At 72.5% G+C, this 15,592-nt stretch carries 14 protein-coding genes, 1 tRNA gene and 2 pseudogenes; 7 read left to right on the forward strand and 10 right to left on the reverse strand.

Going from position 1 to position 15,592, the window contains the following annotated elements:
• The first annotated feature begins 52 nt into the window (after positions 1 to 52).
• Both ACFWRT_RS02220 and ACFWRT_RS02225 read left to right on the forward strand, forming a co-directional pair.
• The gene (locus ACFWRT_RS02220; protein WP_381121208.1) at positions 53 to 1,156 is read left to right on the forward strand and encodes a peptidoglycan-binding domain-containing protein; all 1,104 of its coding nucleotides are present in this window, start codon (positions 53 to 55) and stop codon (positions 1,154 to 1,156) included.
• Between the two features lie 216 nt (positions 1,157 to 1,372).
• Positions 1,373 to 2,035, forward strand: a complete 663-nt coding sequence (locus ACFWRT_RS02225; protein ID WP_380949455.1) for an HAD-IA family hydrolase — start codon at positions 1,373 to 1,375, stop codon at positions 2,033 to 2,035.
• 39 nt (positions 2,036 to 2,074) lie between these two features.
• Here the strand turns inward: ACFWRT_RS02225 and ACFWRT_RS02230 are convergent, their stop codons facing one another.
• Positions 2,075 to 2,809: an ABC transporter permease gene (locus ACFWRT_RS02230; protein ID WP_380949454.1), complete on the reverse strand. Its 735-nt coding sequence runs from the start codon at positions 2,807 to 2,809 to the stop codon at positions 2,075 to 2,077.
• A gap of 242 nt (positions 2,810 to 3,051) precedes the next feature.
• On the opposite strand from ACFWRT_RS02230, the gene ACFWRT_RS02235 reads away from it, so the two are divergent.
• The 3 genes from ACFWRT_RS02235 (at position 3,052) to ACFWRT_RS02245 (ending at position 6,092) form a co-directional block, all read left to right on the forward strand.
• Positions 3,052 to 3,696 carry an HNH endonuclease family protein gene (locus ACFWRT_RS02235; protein WP_380949453.1) on the forward strand — a complete coding sequence of 215 codons (645 nt, stop codon included), beginning with the start codon at positions 3,052 to 3,054 and terminating at the stop codon, positions 3,694 to 3,696.
• Between the two features lie 152 nt (positions 3,697 to 3,848).
• Positions 3,849 to 5,528: an alkaline phosphatase D family protein gene (locus tag ACFWRT_RS02240; protein WP_380949452.1), complete on the forward strand. Its 1,680-nt coding sequence runs from the start codon at positions 3,849 to 3,851 to the stop codon at positions 5,526 to 5,528.
• 114 nt (positions 5,529 to 5,642) lie between these two features.
• Positions 5,643 to 6,092 (forward strand): DoxX family protein, encoded by a 450-nt coding sequence (locus ACFWRT_RS02245; RefSeq protein ID WP_380949451.1) that lies wholly within the window; start codon positions 5,643 to 5,645, stop codon positions 6,090 to 6,092.
• A gap of 107 nt (positions 6,093 to 6,199) precedes the next feature.
• On the opposite strand, the gene ACFWRT_RS02250 is transcribed toward ACFWRT_RS02245, so the two are convergent.
• Positions 6,200 to 6,781 (reverse strand): superoxide dismutase family protein, encoded by a 582-nt coding sequence (locus tag ACFWRT_RS02250; protein ID WP_380949595.1) that lies wholly within the window; start codon positions 6,779 to 6,781, stop codon positions 6,200 to 6,202.
• 363 nt (positions 6,782 to 7,144) lie between these two features.
• On the opposite strand from ACFWRT_RS02250, the gene ACFWRT_RS02255 reads away from it, so the two are divergent.
• Entirely contained in the window at positions 7,145 to 7,942 is a 798-nt protein-coding gene (locus tag ACFWRT_RS02255; RefSeq protein WP_380949450.1) for a DedA family protein, read from the forward strand.
• 12 nt (positions 7,943 to 7,954) lie between these two features.
• Here the strand turns inward: ACFWRT_RS02255 and ACFWRT_RS02260 are convergent, their stop codons facing one another.
• From ACFWRT_RS02260 to ACFWRT_RS02295, 8 genes and pseudogenes are all read right to left on the reverse strand, one after another.
• Positions 7,955 to 8,194: a DUF2277 domain-containing protein gene (locus tag ACFWRT_RS02260; protein ID WP_380949449.1), complete on the reverse strand. Its 240-nt coding sequence runs from the start codon at positions 8,192 to 8,194 to the stop codon at positions 7,955 to 7,957.
• Between the two features lie 64 nt (positions 8,195 to 8,258).
• Positions 8,259 to 9,650: pseudogene (locus ACFWRT_RS02265) on the reverse strand (DUF1254 domain-containing protein).
• Between the two features lies 1 nt (position 9,651).
• Positions 9,652 to 10,101 carry a DUF7144 family membrane protein gene (locus ACFWRT_RS02270; protein WP_380949448.1) on the reverse strand — a complete coding sequence of 150 codons (450 nt, stop codon included), beginning with the start codon at positions 10,099 to 10,101 and terminating at the stop codon, positions 9,652 to 9,654.
• Between the two features lie 234 nt (positions 10,102 to 10,335).
• A complete protein-coding gene (locus tag ACFWRT_RS02275) occupies positions 10,336 to 10,554 on the reverse strand; it encodes a hypothetical protein (protein WP_030564620.1) in 219 nt (72 codons plus the stop codon).
• Between the two features lie 78 nt (positions 10,555 to 10,632).
• A pseudogene (locus tag ACFWRT_RS02280) lies at positions 10,633 to 10,791 on the reverse strand (GNAT family N-acetyltransferase); the annotation flags it as partial.
• 26 nt (positions 10,792 to 10,817) lie between these two features.
• Entirely contained in the window at positions 10,818 to 11,141 is a 324-nt protein-coding gene (locus ACFWRT_RS02285; protein ID WP_380949594.1) for a TraR/DksA family transcriptional regulator, read from the reverse strand.
• A 150-nt stretch (positions 11,142 to 11,291) separates the two neighbouring features.
• Entirely contained in the window at positions 11,292 to 14,129 is a 2,838-nt protein-coding gene (locus tag ACFWRT_RS02290) for a CDP-glycerol glycerophosphotransferase family protein (protein WP_380949447.1), read from the reverse strand.
• A 289-nt stretch (positions 14,130 to 14,418) separates the two neighbouring features.
• A tRNA-Val gene (locus ACFWRT_RS02295) sits at positions 14,419 to 14,490 on the reverse strand.
• 258 nt (positions 14,491 to 14,748) lie between these two features.
• Here ACFWRT_RS02295 and ACFWRT_RS02300 point away from each other — a divergent pair.
• Positions 14,749 to 15,549, forward strand: a complete 801-nt coding sequence (locus ACFWRT_RS02300) for a DUF4097 family beta strand repeat-containing protein (RefSeq protein WP_380949446.1) — start codon at positions 14,749 to 14,751, stop codon at positions 15,547 to 15,549.
• Positions 15,550 to 15,592 lie beyond the last annotated feature (43 nt).

A 15,592-nucleotide genomic window follows, 5' to 3' on the forward strand; every position in this document is an offset into this window, starting at 1 on the left:
TCGCCGGGGCGGGCTGCATAATCGCAGGCAGTTCAAGGGGAGGGGACCCACGATGACCGGACACGCATGCCCGGAGTGCGGCAGACGGACGGCCGGCGAGCCCGGCACGGAGCACCGGGTGCCCTGCCGGTGCGGTGCGGACACGGGCGCGACGCCGCTCACGGGGGACGAGCTGCGCGCCGCCCGCTCGGCGGAGATGGCGGCGGCGGAGGACTTCGACCCGCTGCGGATCAGGCCGTACGTGACGTTGGGGGAGGCGTCGGCGGGGGATGGCCCCGGCGCGGGGGACGGCGACCCTGGGGAGGCCGGTGCAGGCGGGTCTGCGGAGGCCGGTGCCGGTGGGGCGGGGCAGGGCGCCGGGGGCGACGCGGCCACCACCATGCCGCTGCACCTGGGGATGGGGCCGGGCGGGGGCCGCGGTACGGGCATGGGCATGGGTACGAGGCCGGGGCCCGGCGCGGGACCGGCAATCGGCCCCAAGCAGGCCTTCAGCACCGCCCCCGCCACCCCCGACCCCGTCCAACCGCGCCGCAGGCGCCCCTTCGCGGCCCTGGCCGTGGGCGCGGCCGTGGCGGCGGTGGTCGGCACGGCGGCCTTCGCCGGGGGGCTCTTCGACCGGGACGGGAGCCAGGAGGAGGCACTGCCGGAGGCGATCACGAGCGCCCCGGACACCGCGGACGAGCCGGCGGCGGCCTCCGTGGCCCCGTCCCCCTCCCCCTCGGCCGCTCCGTCCCGTACGGCATCGGCCTCGCCCACCCCCTCGGCGTCCACCGCCTCCCCGTCCCCCTCCGCCTCGCCCTCGGAGAGCGCGGCGCCGAGCCCGACCGCCTCCGCGTCGGCGACACCGAGCCCGGAGGCCCCGTCCGCGTCGGCGACCGGTGACGCGCCCCCGCCGTCCGCCGCGCCTCCCGCGGAGCTGGCCCCTTCCTCGCTGCGGCACGGCGACCAGGGTCCGCAGGTGGCCGTGTTGCAGAACCGGCTCGCGGAGGTGTGGCTCTACCACGGCGACGCGGACGGGAACTTCGACGACCGCGTGGAGAACGCCGTACGGATCTACCAGTCGTACAAGGCGATCCAGGGCGACCCGGCCGGTGTGTACGGGCCGGAGACGCGGCGCGCGCTGGAGGCGGAGACGACCGGACTGGGCCGCGGCTGACCGGGCGCGCCGGGCCTTCGGGCAGCATCCGGCCTGCGGGATTGGCTTTCCGGCCCAGGTTTTTGTATCTTCATGGAACAAAGTAGCTCCCGCCCGCACTCCCTGACCGGCGGGCGGGGCTGCTCTTGTACCGCACCACCCAGCGTCACCGCACCACCCGCGTCACCGCACCACCCGCGTCACCGCACCACCATCCCCGCGCTCTGGAGTCAGCCGATGTCGGCCACCGTCCTCACCACAAGCGCCCTCCTGTTGGACATGGACGGCACCCTCGTGAACTCCGACGCGGTCGTGGAGCGCTGCTGGCGCCGGTGGGCGCTCAAGCACGGACTGGACCCCGAGGCCGCCCTCAAGGTGGTCCACGGCCGCCAGGGGTACGCCACGATGGCCGTCCTGCTCCCGGACCGCCCCGTCGAGGAGAACTACGCGGACAACCGGGTGATGCTCGCCGAGGAGACCGCCGATGTCGACGGCGTGGTCCCGATCGGCGGCGCCCCCGCGTTCATGGCCGCGATCGCCGACCTCCCGCACGCCCTGGTCACCTCGGCCGACAGCGCGCTCGCGACGGCCCGGATGGGTGCGGCCGCGCTGCCGATGCCCGCCGTCCGCGTCACCGCCGAGCAGGTCGGCGCCAGCAAGCCGGACCCCGAGGGCTTCCTCAAGGGCGCGGCGGAGCTGGGCTTCGCGGCGGCGGACTGCATCGTGTTCGAGGACTCCGAGGCGGGCATCGCGGCGGGCCGGGCGGCCGGGATGCGCGTGGTGGGCGTCGGCCCGCGCGCCGCGGCCCTGTCGCCGGACGCACACGTCGAGGACCTGACGCAGATCCGGGTGGAGGCGACCGGCGACGGCATGATCCGTCTGCACATCAGCGCGGCCTGAGCCACCAGACACCCCTCACCCCCTCACCCGCTCACCCCCTCACCCCCGGTGCAGCCACCCCCGCGCGACCAGCTCCAGCACCACCGCGACGGCCACCACCTGCACCGCCATCAACGCCACCAGGACGAAGAGCTGCACGGCGCCCGCCTCCACCGGTGAGGCGCCGCCCAGCAGCATGCCCACGAAGGCTCCCGGCAACGTGACGAGCCCCACCGTCCGCGTCTGGTCGAGCCCCGGCAGCAGCGCGTCCGACACGGCGGGCCGTACGATCTCCAGCCGGGCGTCCCGGTCGAGCATCCCGAGGGCCATGCCCGCCTCCACCTCCCCGTAACGGGTGGCGAGTTCGTCCAGCGCGCGCCGCCCCCCGAGAACGGTCGCGGTGAGCGCCCCTCCGATGAGGATGCCCGCCACCGGAATGAGCGCCGGCCCCCGGACCGGCACGAGCCCCGTGACCAGCAGCAGCCCGATGACCGGGAGCGCCCCCGCCCCGATCGGCAGGGCCGCCCACCACCAGGTGCGGTTGCGGGTGACGCGGTGCCCCGCCGTCCAGGCGGCCACGGCGAACATCAGCGCCAGGAACCCGAGCAGCGGCCCGAGCCGCTGGGCCACCCAGCCGATGAGCAGGGAGACGGCGGCGAGTTGGCCCGCGGCCCGCACCCCGGCCACCAGGATCTCGCGCGAACGGCCCAGCCGGGCCCACGCGGCGACAACGGCGGCGAGGGCCAACAGGGCGACAAGGACGACCCCGAGGGCCGGCGTGACCGGAAGCAGCACCAGGCAACGATAGAGCCGCCCGGAGCCCGTTCACGCCCCCCGGCGGACGCTCCGACCGCACAACTCCCTTCCCACGCCCGGCGGTCGGTTCACCACCACGCACCCCGCCACACCCCTTGATGTGACGTGCACATGTCGTCACTCTGTTACCTGGTGCCCACCCCCAGGAAACCTGGCGCCGCCACGCTGGCCGGGCTCCACCCGCCGCCCGCCCAAGCACCCCCCACCTCAAGGGAGTTCGCATGTTCGGTATCTACGCGCGTCGCTCGGCCGTCGCCGCCGCGACCGCCACCCTCGCCGCCACGTCCGTCCTGCTCACCGCCCCGACCGCCCAGGCCGCCCTCCCCACCCCGGTCAGCGCTGCCACCGCACGCACCTACCTCGGCCAGCTCACCGTCGGCGCCGAGGGCTCGTCCAGCGGCTACAGCCGCGACAAGTTCCCGCACTGGATTACGCAGTCGGGCGCCTGCAACACCCGAGAGGTGGTCCTCAAGCGCGACGGCACGAACGTCCAGCAGGACGCCGCCTGTGCCGCAGTCAGCGGCAGTTGGTACTCGCAGTACGACGGCGCCACCTGGAGCGCCGCCGACGACGTCGACATCGACCACATGATCCCCCTCGCCGAGGCCTGGCGCTCCGGCGCGAGCGGCTGGTCCAACGCCCAGCGCCAGTCCTTCGCCAACGACCTGACCCGCCCCCAGCTCATCGCGGTCACCGACAACGTCAACCAGGCCAAGGGCGACAAGGACCCGGCCAAGTGGATGCCGCCGCGCGCGGCGTACAAGTGCACCTACGTCCGCGCGTGGGTCCACGTGAAGCACTACTACGGCCTGAGCGTGGACTCGGCCGAGAAGAGCGCGCTCCAGACAGCCCTGAACGGCTGCTGACCCCCGGAACCCACGCCCGGGCCGCACACCGCCGACACCGCCGGCCCCGACCCCGCCGCCGCCGCCGCCGACCGTCGGAACCCGTGCACCCTCCCTCGTCGTTCTGTACGTTACGGAGCCCATCCGTGACATAGGCGCGAGGAGGGCACGACATGACCGACCTGCGACTGGGGCCACTGCTGCGGTACGTGGACTGGGAGTCCGGTTCCGCCGCGACCGTCTGGGTCGAGGCGAGCCGTCCGTGCACCGTGGAGGTCCGGTGCGCGGACGGGGCCTCGGGGGTGTCGCCGACCTTCGCGGTGGGCGGGCACCACTACGCCCTGGTGGTCGTGGAGGGGCTGACGCCCGGCACCACGACCGCGTACGAGGTGCTGATCGGGGAACGGCGCGTGTGGCCGTCCGAGGGGTCGCGCCTTCCGCCGAGCACCATCACCACGCCTCCGGTGGGCGCGGCCGCGGCGGACGGACCCGGGGTCCGGGTCTCGTTCGGCTCGTGCCGCTGGGCCGCGGCCCCCGGCGACGGGAACGACCCTGTGGGCCCGGACGCGCTGGTCACCCTGGCCGCCCATCTCGCCGCCGATCCGGCCGCCGAGCGGCCCGACGTCCTGCTGCTGCTCGGCGACCAGGTGTACGCGGACGAGACGTCGGCGGCGACGCGGCGGCGGCTCGCGATGCGGCGCGATCTGCGGGAGCCGCCGGGCGCGGAGGTCGCGGACTACGAGGAGTACACCTGCCTGTACGACGAATCGTGGCGCGACCCCGAGGTGCGCTGGCTGCTCTCCACCGTGCCGAGCTGCATGATCTTCGACGATCACGACGTCATCGACGACTGGAACACCAGCGCCGCCTGGCAGGAGGAGATGCGCGCCACGCCCTGGTGGCACGAGCGGATCGTCAGCGGACTGATGTCGTACTGGGTCTACCAGCACCTGGGCAACCTCTCCCCCGCCGAGCTGGCGGCCGATCCGGTGTATTCCGCGGTGCGGGCCTGCCCCGACGGCACCGAGCCCCTGCGCCGCTTCGCCGCCGAGACCGACGCGGATCCGGCCCGGACCCGCTGGAGCTACCAGCGCGTTTTCGGCCGAGTCCAACTGCTGATGGTGGACACCCGGGCGGCCCGCGTCCTGGCCGAGGGGCGTCGCGCGATGCTGGACGAGGAGGAGGCCCGCTGGGTGCGGGAGCGCGTGCTGGAGGACCCCGCCGCGTACGACCATCTCCTGATCGGCAGCTCGCTGCCGTGGCTGCTGCCTCCGCTCGTCCACGATGCCGAGACCTGGAACGCGGCCCTGAGCGCGGGGGCCCGCGGTGGCCGCTGGGCGCGGATCGGGGAGAAGGTGCGCCGGGCGGGCGATCTGGAGCACTGGGCCGCGTTCCCCGAGTCCTTCGGCCGGTTCACGGAGTTGCTCCGCCGCGTGGGGAGCGGCCCGGACGCCCCGGCGACCGTATGTGTGCTGTCGGGAGACGTGCACCATGCCTACGTCGCCGAACCGCACTGGCCCGCCGACACCCCCGGCGGCCCCCCGCGCGCCCACGTCCTCCAGTTGACGTGTTCCCCCGTGCACAACTCGGTCCCCCGGTACATCCGGCTGGGCTTCCGCTTCGGCTGGAGCGGGGTGGGCCGGCGCATCGGCCGGATGCTGACCCGCCACGGACGTACGGAACCGTCGCCGGTCACCTGGAACAGGGCGGGCGGCCCGTGGTTCGGCAACCAGCTCATGACACTGACCCTGCGTGGCCGGAACTCTGCGCTGACATTGGTCCAGGCCAAGTCCGTACGCGGCGACAACCAGCTCGTGAGTGTTCTTGAGCGTTCACTCACCAGGGAGTCCTAGTCGATTTTCAGCCACACGCCAGAATGTTGAACTTGCAAGTAATAGTGAGGTTTCCCTAACCTGAGGCGCTCAGTCGGTTCACGCCCCCACCCAGACCGAAGGAGCCCACCCCCCATGTCCTCTCGCCTGAACGGTGCCCAGCCCTATGCGCTCGGCCTCTTCCGTTTCGCCATCGGCCTGATCTTCGCCATCCACGGCGCCTCCAGCCTCTTCGGCGTGTTCGGCGGCCGCGAGGCGGAGGCCGGAGCCTGGCCGGGCTGGTACGCCGCCCTCATCCAGTTGGTCTGCGGCTCCCTGGTCGCCCTCGGCCTCGGCACCCGTATCGCCGCCTTCCTCGCCTCCGGCTCGATGGCCTACGCGTACTTCGTGGTCCACCAGCCCGAGGCGCTCACCCCGGTGGGCAACGGCGGAGAGACGTCGGCCGTCTTCTGCTGGGCGTTCCTGCTGCTGGTCTTCACCGGCCCGGGCGCCGTCGCCCTGGACCGGCTCTTCGGGTCGCGCGCCGGGCGCGTCCCCGCCGAGGAGTCGCGCCGCGAGCCCGCCACGGCCGGCGTCTCGGTCTGACCTCACGGCTCACCCCCGCCCGCCCCGGCACAACCCCAACGCCCCCGCCCCGCCCCCGCGCGACGCTCGCGCGGGGGCGGGGCGGGGCGGGGCACCGCCGTACGCGTCTAGGGCGCGAACGGCACCGTGAAGCAGGCCACCCGCTTCCCCGCGCCGCCCTGCGCGTCGTGGACGACCACCGACCGGGCACCGCCGTCCCGGAACCCCCACTCGTGCCGGGCCTCCGCCTCGCCGGCACCGTTCCGGTCGGTACGGAAGTCCAGCCACACCTCGTTGACCGGGTCCGCTGTGGCGGGGGCGCGGTGCTGGTAGTGCGGCCCCGCCGACGCCGGGTCGGCCGCACAGGGCGAGGTGTGCACATGCATCCCGTACGCGCGGTTCGGGACGAGGCCGCGCAGCCGGGTGCCGACGCGGTGGCTGGTCCGGTCGGCGTACTGCGTGATCTCGATCCGCGCGGCGGCCGGTACGAGGGCGGTGTCGTACGTCAGCGCGTCGGACGGGACGAAGGAGCCGGGCGGCGAGAACACCCCGTCGGCCCGCATGTAGAACACGCCGCTCCGCGACGCACCGCCGACCGGCCCCGCCTCCTTGGCACCACCGGCACCGGCACCGGTGGTGTGCGCCGCGTGACCTCCGCCGCCCGGCCCATCCGCCGCGCCATGGGCGAGGGAGACACCGCCGACGAGCATCGTCAGGGCCGCCGCGCCGACCAGGAGCCTCCTCCGCACCGTCCCCGGAACCCGCGTCGGGGGCGTAGCTTCCGCCCTTGCCACCTCAGCCGCCCCCACCGTCCTCGCCGCCCCCACCGTCCTCGCCGTGCCTACCGTCCTCGCCGTGCCCGCTGTCCTGTCCACCTGTGGCTCCTCGCTCGTGCCGGTCGCTTCGGCCTGCCTAACGCCTGCACCGCCGACGAGGTGTACAGGACCCGCACAACATCACCCGACCCTGAGCCATCTGCGCGGAACCTCCACGCGTACGCTGTACAGCTGAACCTGCCGCCCATGCCGCTCCCCTGCGACGTCGCGGCGTTGACACGATCGGGGAGTCGACGGGTGCTTGAGAGTGTGGCCGCACTGACCAGCAGCCCATGGATCTACGTGGTGGTCGCGGCCTCGGTGCTCCTGGACGTCTTCCTCCCTCTGCTGCCCAGCGGTGTGCTCGTGATCACCGCCGCCACCGCGGCCGCCGCGGGCTCGACCGGCGTCAACGGTTCGGGCGACGCCACCGGTGAGGTGCCGTCGCTCGTCGTCCTCATTCTCTGCGCGGCCACCGCCTCGGTGCTCGGCGACCTCGTCGCGTACCGCCTCGCCTGGCGTGGCGGCGACCGGCTGGACCGGGCGATCGCACGCTCGCGCCGCCTCACCAAGGCGCAGGAACGTCTCGGCGCGGCGCTGAGCCGGGGCGGTGGGGCACTGGTGATCATCGCCCGGTTCGCCCCCGCGGGCCGCTCGGTGGTCTCGCTCGGCGCAGGCGCCGCCCACCGCCGGAAGCGGGACTTCCTCCCCTGGTCCGCCGTGGCGGGCCTGGTCTGGGCGGGCTACAGCGTCGGGCTCGGCTACTTCGGGGGCCGGTGGCTCGGCTCGACCTGGTTCGGGACGGCCGTCTCGGTGCTGGCCCTGTTCATGGCGGGCGCGCTCGCGGCATTCGTGGTGAAGCGCCCGAAGGCGGCGCGGGAGGCCGGGGCGGGGGCGGGATCGGCGGAGGCGCTCCAGGGATCCTCCGCACCGGCGGACACATCCGGCTCCACCGCCTCGGTCACCGCGTTCCAGGCCGTGCCGGCGACCGGGACCGTTCCCGGCCGGCCGGACGGCCCCGCACCGGTCACATCACCGGCGCCGGTCTCTCCCTGAGCCGTTCCGCGCTCAGCTCTCGACGGTGCTCCGGGCGGCGGCCGCGCCCCGTATCTCCAGGCCGTCCAGCAGCTTCATCGTGGCCTCGGTGATCTCGTCGACGGCACGGTCGAACACCTCCCGGTTGTGCGCGGCGGGTGCGCGGAAGCCGGACACCTTGCGTACGTACTGAAGGGCTGCGGCCCGCATGTCCTCCTCGGTGGCCTCTTCGGGGATGGCGGGCGGGCGAAGGGTCTTGATACTGCGGCACATGACTCCAGTGTGGACCGCGCCACTGACAACGGCCCGGCGTCAGCCCGCGGAGCGACCGGGGTGCCTACCCCTCGACCCGCTCGACCCGCTCGACGGCGGGGATCTCGTAACTCCCGTCCAGGACGGCGGCCCCCGGCGTGTACAGCCGCAGCATGGGCCGGAAGTCCCCGGCGGGCGCGGGAAGCCAGTTCGCCGCCCGGGCCGGGTCGGTGGGCCGGTCGTGGGAGAGGTACAGGGTGAGCGAGCCGTCGTCCGCGTGGACGAGGCCGGGTGTACGGTCCCCGATCGAGTACCGGCCGGCCGGGTTGTCCACGAGGTAGTAGTCCGGGGTGCTGTACATGGTCACCGACCAGAACGACTCGACGGGCGGCGGCTCCGGGAAGCGCAGGACGTAGGAGTGCGCGCCGTTCAGCGGCCGCCCCTCGCTGTCCTGGAAGGTCTGGGCGTACACCGCCTCGTACCCGTGGTTCCCCCACAGCCCGATCCGGGCCGCCACCGCGCGGGCCAGGTAGGAGGCCTCCCGGTCGCCGATCCGCCACTGCGGCGCGTCTATGGTGCCGACGCCGAAGTGGTCCAGGTTGTAGTCGAACAGATGCGGGTCCATGACCCAGCTCCCCGGTCTCCCGCCCCCGCCGCCGCCCGTCCCGGCGCGGCTGACCCCCTCGACCCGGGCCCGCCCCCGCTCCAGCCCCTTCGTCAGCGCGTCGACGAGGGCCGGGCCGGCGGCGGCGTACGGCGAGGGCCCCTCCTCCAGCAGCCCCAGCGGCTGGAACCGGTCCTGGTACGCCTAATCGGCCGCGGACGGCGGGAAGTCGGCCATCCACACCCGCAGCTCCTCGAAGAACCGCAGCTCCTCCGGTACGCCGGGTTCGGGCGCGGGCAGCCCGGTGCGGTGGGGCCGGCCGTCGAGCGGGGCGAGGGTGAGCCGCTCCTGGAGCGCCCGGACGCGCGGCAGGTCACTGGGACCGTCGCAGGCGTAACGCCCCGCCACGGTCACCACGGCGGTGGGCGCGTCGATGACCCCGCGTACGCCGTCGGGGAGACTGCCCGCCCAGCCGGGCGGCACGATCAGCCACTCGCCCTCGCCGGTACCGGTGGCACGCCGGCCGACGTACGCGAAGTTGTTCGTCCAGGCGTCGATGAGCTGGAGCACGTAGTACGCGCCGCCGCTGTCGGGGACGTGGAGGCGCAGCGGCCCGACGGACAGGTCGAGCTGGGCGAGGGAGTAGACGGTGTCGTTGTTGACGGAGACGAACTCCGTACGGTGGTCGGCGAGGCGTTCGGAGTGCGCGAACCGGTTGAAGGGCGCGGCCGCCAGCGCGCCGAACCCGTCCCGGAGCGAGGTGCCGACCATGGAGAGGTCGCAGACCAGGGGGTATCCGTAGACGTACGCCTCAGCGGCGAGGTCCACGGCATCCACGAGGCCCGCGGGATCCGCCCCGGTGCCCTCCGCCACGTCAGACCACCGGCTCGGAGCGGTCGGTGCACAGGGCCCAGATGATGAAGACGTCGATGGCGATGGTGACGATGGCCCAGATCGGCGTGTACGGGAGCCACATGAAGTTGGCGATCAGGTTCAGGGAGGCGAGGGCGATGCCCACGGCCCGGGCCCAGGTCGCGCCCTTGAGGATGCCCCAGCCGACGAAGATCAGGACGACGCCGAGGATGAGGTGGATCCACCCCCATGTGGTGACGTTGAACTTGAAGACGTAGTCGTTGACCGCCGCGTACACATCGTTGGTGGCGATCCCCGCGACGCCCTTGATGACTCCGAGGACACCGTCGACGAGGAGCAGGAAACCGGCGAACAGCGTCCCGCCGCCGGCCCACGGGTTGCCGGAGTCGACGGCGTCGGACGCGGCGGGGCGGGGGGTGCTGCCGGGTGTCGGTGCGCTGGGCTGGGACATGGGGACTCCTTGGCCGGGACAGGCACGGGTGCCTGCGGTCCTGAGCTGCGCTGATGATGCGCGCAGATCAGGATCGACGTTCCCTGGAACCTGGCCGGCGAGCCACGTGGACGCACCCGTTCGGGTGATGGCTCACGAACTCACGGGCCCACGTGTCGAGGTCGCCGCCGCGCTCATTCCCACGTGCCGAGGTCGCCCCCGCACCCACTCCCACGTGCCGAGGTCCCGCCGCGCTCACTCCCACGTGTCGAGGTCGCCGCCGCGCCATTCGATCAGCCCCGGCCGGTCCAGCTCGACGGCCTCGTCCGGCCCCGGCGCGAATCCGGCGGCCCGCAACAGGGCGGCCACCTCACCCCGCCCGTGCGCCAGCCCCACGATCTGCCCGTGCACGGTGACCCGCCGCCCTCCGGTCGCGGAGGGCGGATAGACGATCACAGGCGGGTGCGCGGCCATGTCTCCACGGTGCCTTGGGGGTCGCGGGAGCGCATCCCGGGAGGCCTCGCCACCGGCTCCGCCCGGGGCGACCGCGCCCTACGGGCCGAGCAGCAACGCCTCCGAGCCCACCGGCCGGAACCCGGCCGCCTGGAACGCCCTGATGCTGCGCGCGTTGCCCGCGGCCTGCTGGGACCAGAGGGGCTCGCCGTCGGGCACCAGATGCCGGGCGGCGGTGGCCAGGGCCCGCCCCAGAGGGGCTGACATGACGGTCGAAGCGAGGCTCACTTCGACCGTCCGCCCGCGCAACCGACGCAGGTCGTAGCCGCCGGCCGCACCTCCAGCCGGGCGGCCGGAATGGGGTCTCCGCATACCTCGCAGCGCCCGTAGTCGCCGCTCGCCAGCCGCTCCACGGCCAGGTCCAGCTCGGCCAGGTGCTCCCGCGCCTGCGCCAGCAGGGCGGCGACGTGGGCCCGCTCGAAAGCGGTACTCGACCCCTCGGGGTCGTGCTCGTCGTCGACGGCCACCAAGGCGTTCGCCTCGACGATCGCCTCGAAGTCACGGCCCAGCGCCGCCACCCGCTCGCTCGTATCGGCGTGTTCGGCCACGAGCCGCTGCCGTACCGCTTCCCGATCGGGCGGGACGTACGGGTCACCCTGGACATTTTCGGTCACCCACTGCACAACGCCGGACCGGGACCGCCCATTCCGCGCCGCCCCTTCCGCGCCGCCCGTTCCGTGCCGCCCCTACCGTTCCGTTCAGCCGTCGGTCGAGGCCACGGCGTGCGGTCCGCCGGCGAGCATGCGGTCCACGACCCGCGCCGTAGCCAGACCGTCCCCGGGCTCGCAGAAGTCCTTCTTGAACTGGGCGTACTTCTCCCGGTACTCCGCCTCGACGGCATCGACGTCGCGCAGGGCCTTGACCAGCTCCTCGGACGTCTTCAGCAGCGGGCCGGGGGCGCGGGTGGTGAAGTCGAAGTACAGGCCGCGCAGCGTGTCGCGGTAGTGCTCCAGGTCGTACGTGAAGAAGAGCATCGGCTTGTCCGAGTGCGCGAAGTCGAACAGTGCCGAGGAGTAGTCCGTGATCAGCACATCGGCGACGAGATACAGATCGGCGATGTCCGGATAGCGGGTCACGTCCCAGACGAAGCCCCGTCCGGCACCCGGGACGCTGCCATGGACCTTCGGGTGCTTGCGGAAGAGCAGCACGTGATCGTCACCGAGCTCGGCCTGCGCCGCGGCCAGGTCGATCCGCAGATCGAGCTTGTACAGCTTGCTCGCGTGCCGCTGGTCCTCACGCCAGGTGGGAGCGTAAAGAACCACCTTCTTGCCCTCCGGCAGGCCGAGCCGCTCCCTGACCCGCGCCGCCCGCTCCTCACGGTCGGCGGCGTAGAAGACGTCGTTGCGCGGATAACCGCTCTCGAACATGCCGCCTTCGATGCAGTAGGCCCTGCTCATGATCTCCGTGGTGTAGGCGTTCGGCGACACCACGAAGTCGAACTGCCGGTAGCTGTGCGGCAGGCTGGCGATGTACGCGGGACTCGACTTGGGAGAGCCGAGCAGGTCCGCGCCGATCTTCTTCAGCGGCGTGCCGTGCCAGGTCTGCACGGCCCGCTGTCCGGGGCGGGTGACGAACCAGTCGCCGATCACCGTGTTGACGACGACGTAGCGGCAGCGCGCCAGCGCCTCGTACCACGCACGGCTGCCCCAGACCGCCACCCGCGCCTCCGCCGGCATCTCCGGCAGTCCCGCGTCCTGGGTCCAGATGTGCTCGACCTCCACTCCCCGGCGCACCAGCTCCTCGTAGACGAACCGCGGCGAGTCCGAGAACTGCTTGCCGCCGAGGCTCAGGTAGAGCACCGCGTCGCGCAGGGGAAGCTTGCGCTGCTCGTGGAAGTACGCCTCGCGCAGGATGCGCTGCCGGTAGGCGCCGTGCTCATCCGGGCCGAGTACCCGTTCCGGCTCGATGAAGATGCGGTCGAAGTCGCGGCGGTCCACGGCGAAAGCACGCCGCAGCCCATCCTCACGCTGCGGGCCGCTGAAGCGCAGGGGCAGCTCCCCCACCTGCTCCGGGCGCAAGGTCACCGGAATGTCCCCGGACTTGTCCCAGGCGTCCGCGTCGCGGAAGAACAGGTACCACCGGCCGGGGCACAGGGGAAGCTCCGGACCGTCCACCTGAGGAGCCGCCTCCGGCTCGACCCGGACCGTGAACCGCCCGTCGGCGAGCTCGACCGGCAGCTCCTTCTCCTCCAAGCGGACGCCGTGCCGCAGGACGACCTTCTTCTTGGCCGTCTCCTCACCGGGATACGTGCCCTCGATCACCAGCTCTCCCGCGCCCGTCACGGTCATCGCGTCGACGATGGGGCGGACGGGTCGCGTCGCCAGCACCAGCCGGCCACGCTCGTCGCGGTGGACGGCCAGCTCACGGCCGGGCGCAAGCCCGTGCCTGCCGGTCGTGAAGTCCTCGGCGAGGAGGGCCTCCCGGCCCTTACCGTCGGCGCCCTTCAAGGCCACCTTGAAGAGGCGGGTCTTGATTCCTGACGGGTCGTTCGCGGCCAGCCGGTCAAGACTGAAGACCGCTCGGTAGCGCCGGAACGCGCCGGCGGAACCGGACGGGCGGGGCAGGCCGTTCGGACTGTTCGGGCCGTTCGGGCCGGGCAGGGGGGTGAGCGGGCTGTCGAGTGCGGTGGCGCCTTGGGTGACGCTCACGGCGGTGGGGACCTCGGCGCCACTTCGCACCCGGGCGACCAGGAGCAGTTCGCCGTCCACGACGGTGCAGGACTCGACCTCGACGGGAGGCTGCTGCACCGTGATGTTCACGGCATCCTTGGTGAAGCCGACCACGAGGCGTGAGCCGTCCGCCAGATGACGGACCTGGCTGTGCCCGGCCGTACCCGCGTCGCGCTGGCGCACCCGCGAGGTGTGGATCCCGCCCGGCCCCGGTATCCCGATGTGGAGAAACCACTGGCCGGCCCCGCGCCCGGCGAGCTCACGCAGCCGACGCGCGGAGACGACGACCTCGAAACCCGCCCGGTCGTAGCAGTGCAGCGCCTGCCCGGAGGCGACCGTGGCCTGCTCACTGGTGGTACGCCGCAGGCGCAGCTTGATGAGGCGCCCGGTCTTCCCGTGCTTCAGCACCGCGAAGCGGCCGATCCGGCCCGACGGACCCGGCAGGTTCGCGATGAACGCGTACCCGCCCCACACCAGGTCGTCGCCGCGCCACTCGACCGAGGTGAGCTGCGCCGTCACCGGCAGATCGCGGCGTTCGAGCGCGGTGATCCGCTCAGGCAGCGCAAGACTCCGCAGCCCCGGCAGCACCAGCCGAGGACGCCGGGCGCCCGCCACGAGGAAGCCGCCCGGGTCCCTGCGCTGGCCCTTGACCACCTCGACGAGATCCTCGGCACGCCCCTCGGACGCGAGATACCACATGACACGCTCGACCGGACGGAGGCCGGTGAGCACCTTCTCACCGTGGGTGTCGAGCAGTTCCCGCGCCGTGGCACGCAACTCCTCGCGCTCCGCCTGCGAGCTCTCGGGAAAGAACCGCAAGGTCCTTCGCGCTCCTGCCGATGCCAGATCGGCGAGAGACTGTGCCATGGGTAACGCCCCTCTTCAACGTACTGGTCAACTCCAAGCCATCGCACGTTAACCGAGCTGCTCGCGTGCCTCACACTTCGCGTGATAACAGTACGAACACATGCAGCTCGGAACAGTCGGGCTTGAGCAGTTCGCCAGGGGCTTGCCGGGAAGCGGGTCGTGGCTTCCGGTGCCCGGGATCGGTGGAGTGGTTTCGGGGGTCCGGACCAGCGAACGCTGCGAAGGCTGTCGTCGTCGACCACCGTCAACGCCCCCCGCAGCGGCTCGCTGCGAGGGGCGTTCTGACCGGTGGGCGCGGACGGTTTCGAACCGCCGACATCTGCTTTGTAAGAGCAGCGCTCTACCCCTGAGCTACGCACCCGTGGATGAGGCAACAGCGTACATGGGCCGGGCCCCCTGCTCCTAAACCGATACGAGCCCCGAGCTGCGGGGGCCGGGTGCGGGCCGCGAGCGGGGCTGGGCGCGGGTGAGGGGTTGGGGGGTTGGGGGGGATAACCCCACCCCGGAGACGGTAGCCGTCCGGATATCCCCGACCGGGCCCCGGTACATACGGTTTGCAGTACACCGGCAGCGACGACCGGTGGCACTGTCCGGCTGTATTTCTGGGGGACCGATCATCGTGGACATCCGTACCAGCGCACCGACCCGCAAGCGCCGCAGGGCCCCCGGCCGGGTGCTCGCCGTGGGGAGCGGGGCCGTGCTGCTCGCTCTCGGGCTCACCGGGTGCGGCTCCACCGACGTCGAGGACGCGCCGGTGGAGCGCAAGTCGTTCGCGTTGGCGGGGAAGACGCTGACCATCGACGCCGAGGATTCGAACGTGACCCTCGTACCGGCCGATGTGGACGACGTCGAGGTGGAGCGGCAGTTCGACGGATGGGTGGTGCTGGGGAGTGGGCCCGATCCCGTCTGGAAGATGGAGAACGACACCCTGACGCTGCGGGTGAAGTGCGACGCCATGATCAACAACTGTGCCGCCCGTCACGAGGTGAAGGTGCCGCGCGGGGTGACCGTGAAGGCCGACGCGGAGAACGGTGAGATCACCGCGACCGGGTTCGACGTTCCGCTGCGGCTCTCCGCCGACAACGGCGACATCGCCGTACGGGATTCCGGCGGACCGCTCGACCTCAAGAGCGACAACGGGTCCGTCCTCGCCGAGCGGATAGGCACCAGGTCCGTGGTCGCCCGTGCGGACAACGGCGAGATCCGGCTGGGGTTCAGCGGTGTGCCCGATCTGGTGGACACCGTCAGCGACAACGGGAGCATCGTCATCGACCTGCCGCAGGGCGGACAGAAGTACGCCGTGAACGCGAGCGCCGACAACGGGGAGGTCACCATCGGGGTGCCGCGCAGCGACAGCAGCGCCCACGTGGTGAAGGCCCGCAGCGACAACGGGGAGGTGAAGGTTCGAACAGCGAACTAGAACCGCGAACTATCGGGCCCGTGTGTTCGTCCTTACCTGGTGG

This window comes from Streptomyces cyaneofuscatus (assembly GCF_042718795.1).
GTDB lineage: Bacteria > Actinomycetota > Actinomycetes > Streptomycetales > Streptomycetaceae > Streptomyces > Streptomyces cyaneofuscatus_A.

Bases quoted from the DNA above. Each gene is read 5' to 3' on its own strand.
- ACFWRT_RS02220 (WP_381121208.1), top strand. From the start codon at position 53: ATGACCGGACACGCATGCCCGGAGTGCGGCAGACGGACGGCCGGCGAG.
- ACFWRT_RS02225 (WP_380949455.1), top strand. From the start codon at position 1,373: ATGTCGGCCACCGTCCTCACCACAAGCGCCCTCCTGTTGGACATGGAC.
- ACFWRT_RS02235 (WP_380949453.1), top strand. From the start codon at position 3,052: ATGTTCGGTATCTACGCGCGTCGCTCGGCCGTCGCCGCCGCGACCGCC.
- ACFWRT_RS02240 (WP_380949452.1), top strand. From the start codon at position 3,849: ATGACCGACCTGCGACTGGGGCCACTGCTGCGGTACGTGGACTGGGAG.
- ACFWRT_RS02245 (WP_380949451.1), top strand. From the start codon at position 5,643: ATGTCCTCTCGCCTGAACGGTGCCCAGCCCTATGCGCTCGGCCTCTTC.
- ACFWRT_RS02250 (WP_380949595.1), bottom strand. From the start codon at position 6,781: ATGCTCGTCGGCGGTGTCTCCCTCGCCCATGGCGCGGCGGATGGGCCG.
- ACFWRT_RS02260 (WP_380949449.1), bottom strand. From the start codon at position 8,194: ATGTGCCGCAGTATCAAGACCCTTCGCCCGCCCGCCATCCCCGAAGAG.
- ACFWRT_RS02270 (WP_380949448.1), bottom strand. From the start codon at position 10,101: ATGTCCCAGCCCAGCGCACCGACACCCGGCAGCACCCCCCGCCCCGCC.
- ACFWRT_RS02275 (WP_030564620.1), bottom strand. From the start codon at position 10,554: ATGGCCGCGCACCCGCCTGTGATCGTCTATCCGCCCTCCGCGACCGGA.
- ACFWRT_RS02290 (WP_380949447.1), bottom strand. From the start codon at position 14,129: ATGGCACAGTCTCTCGCCGATCTGGCATCGGCAGGAGCGCGAAGGACC.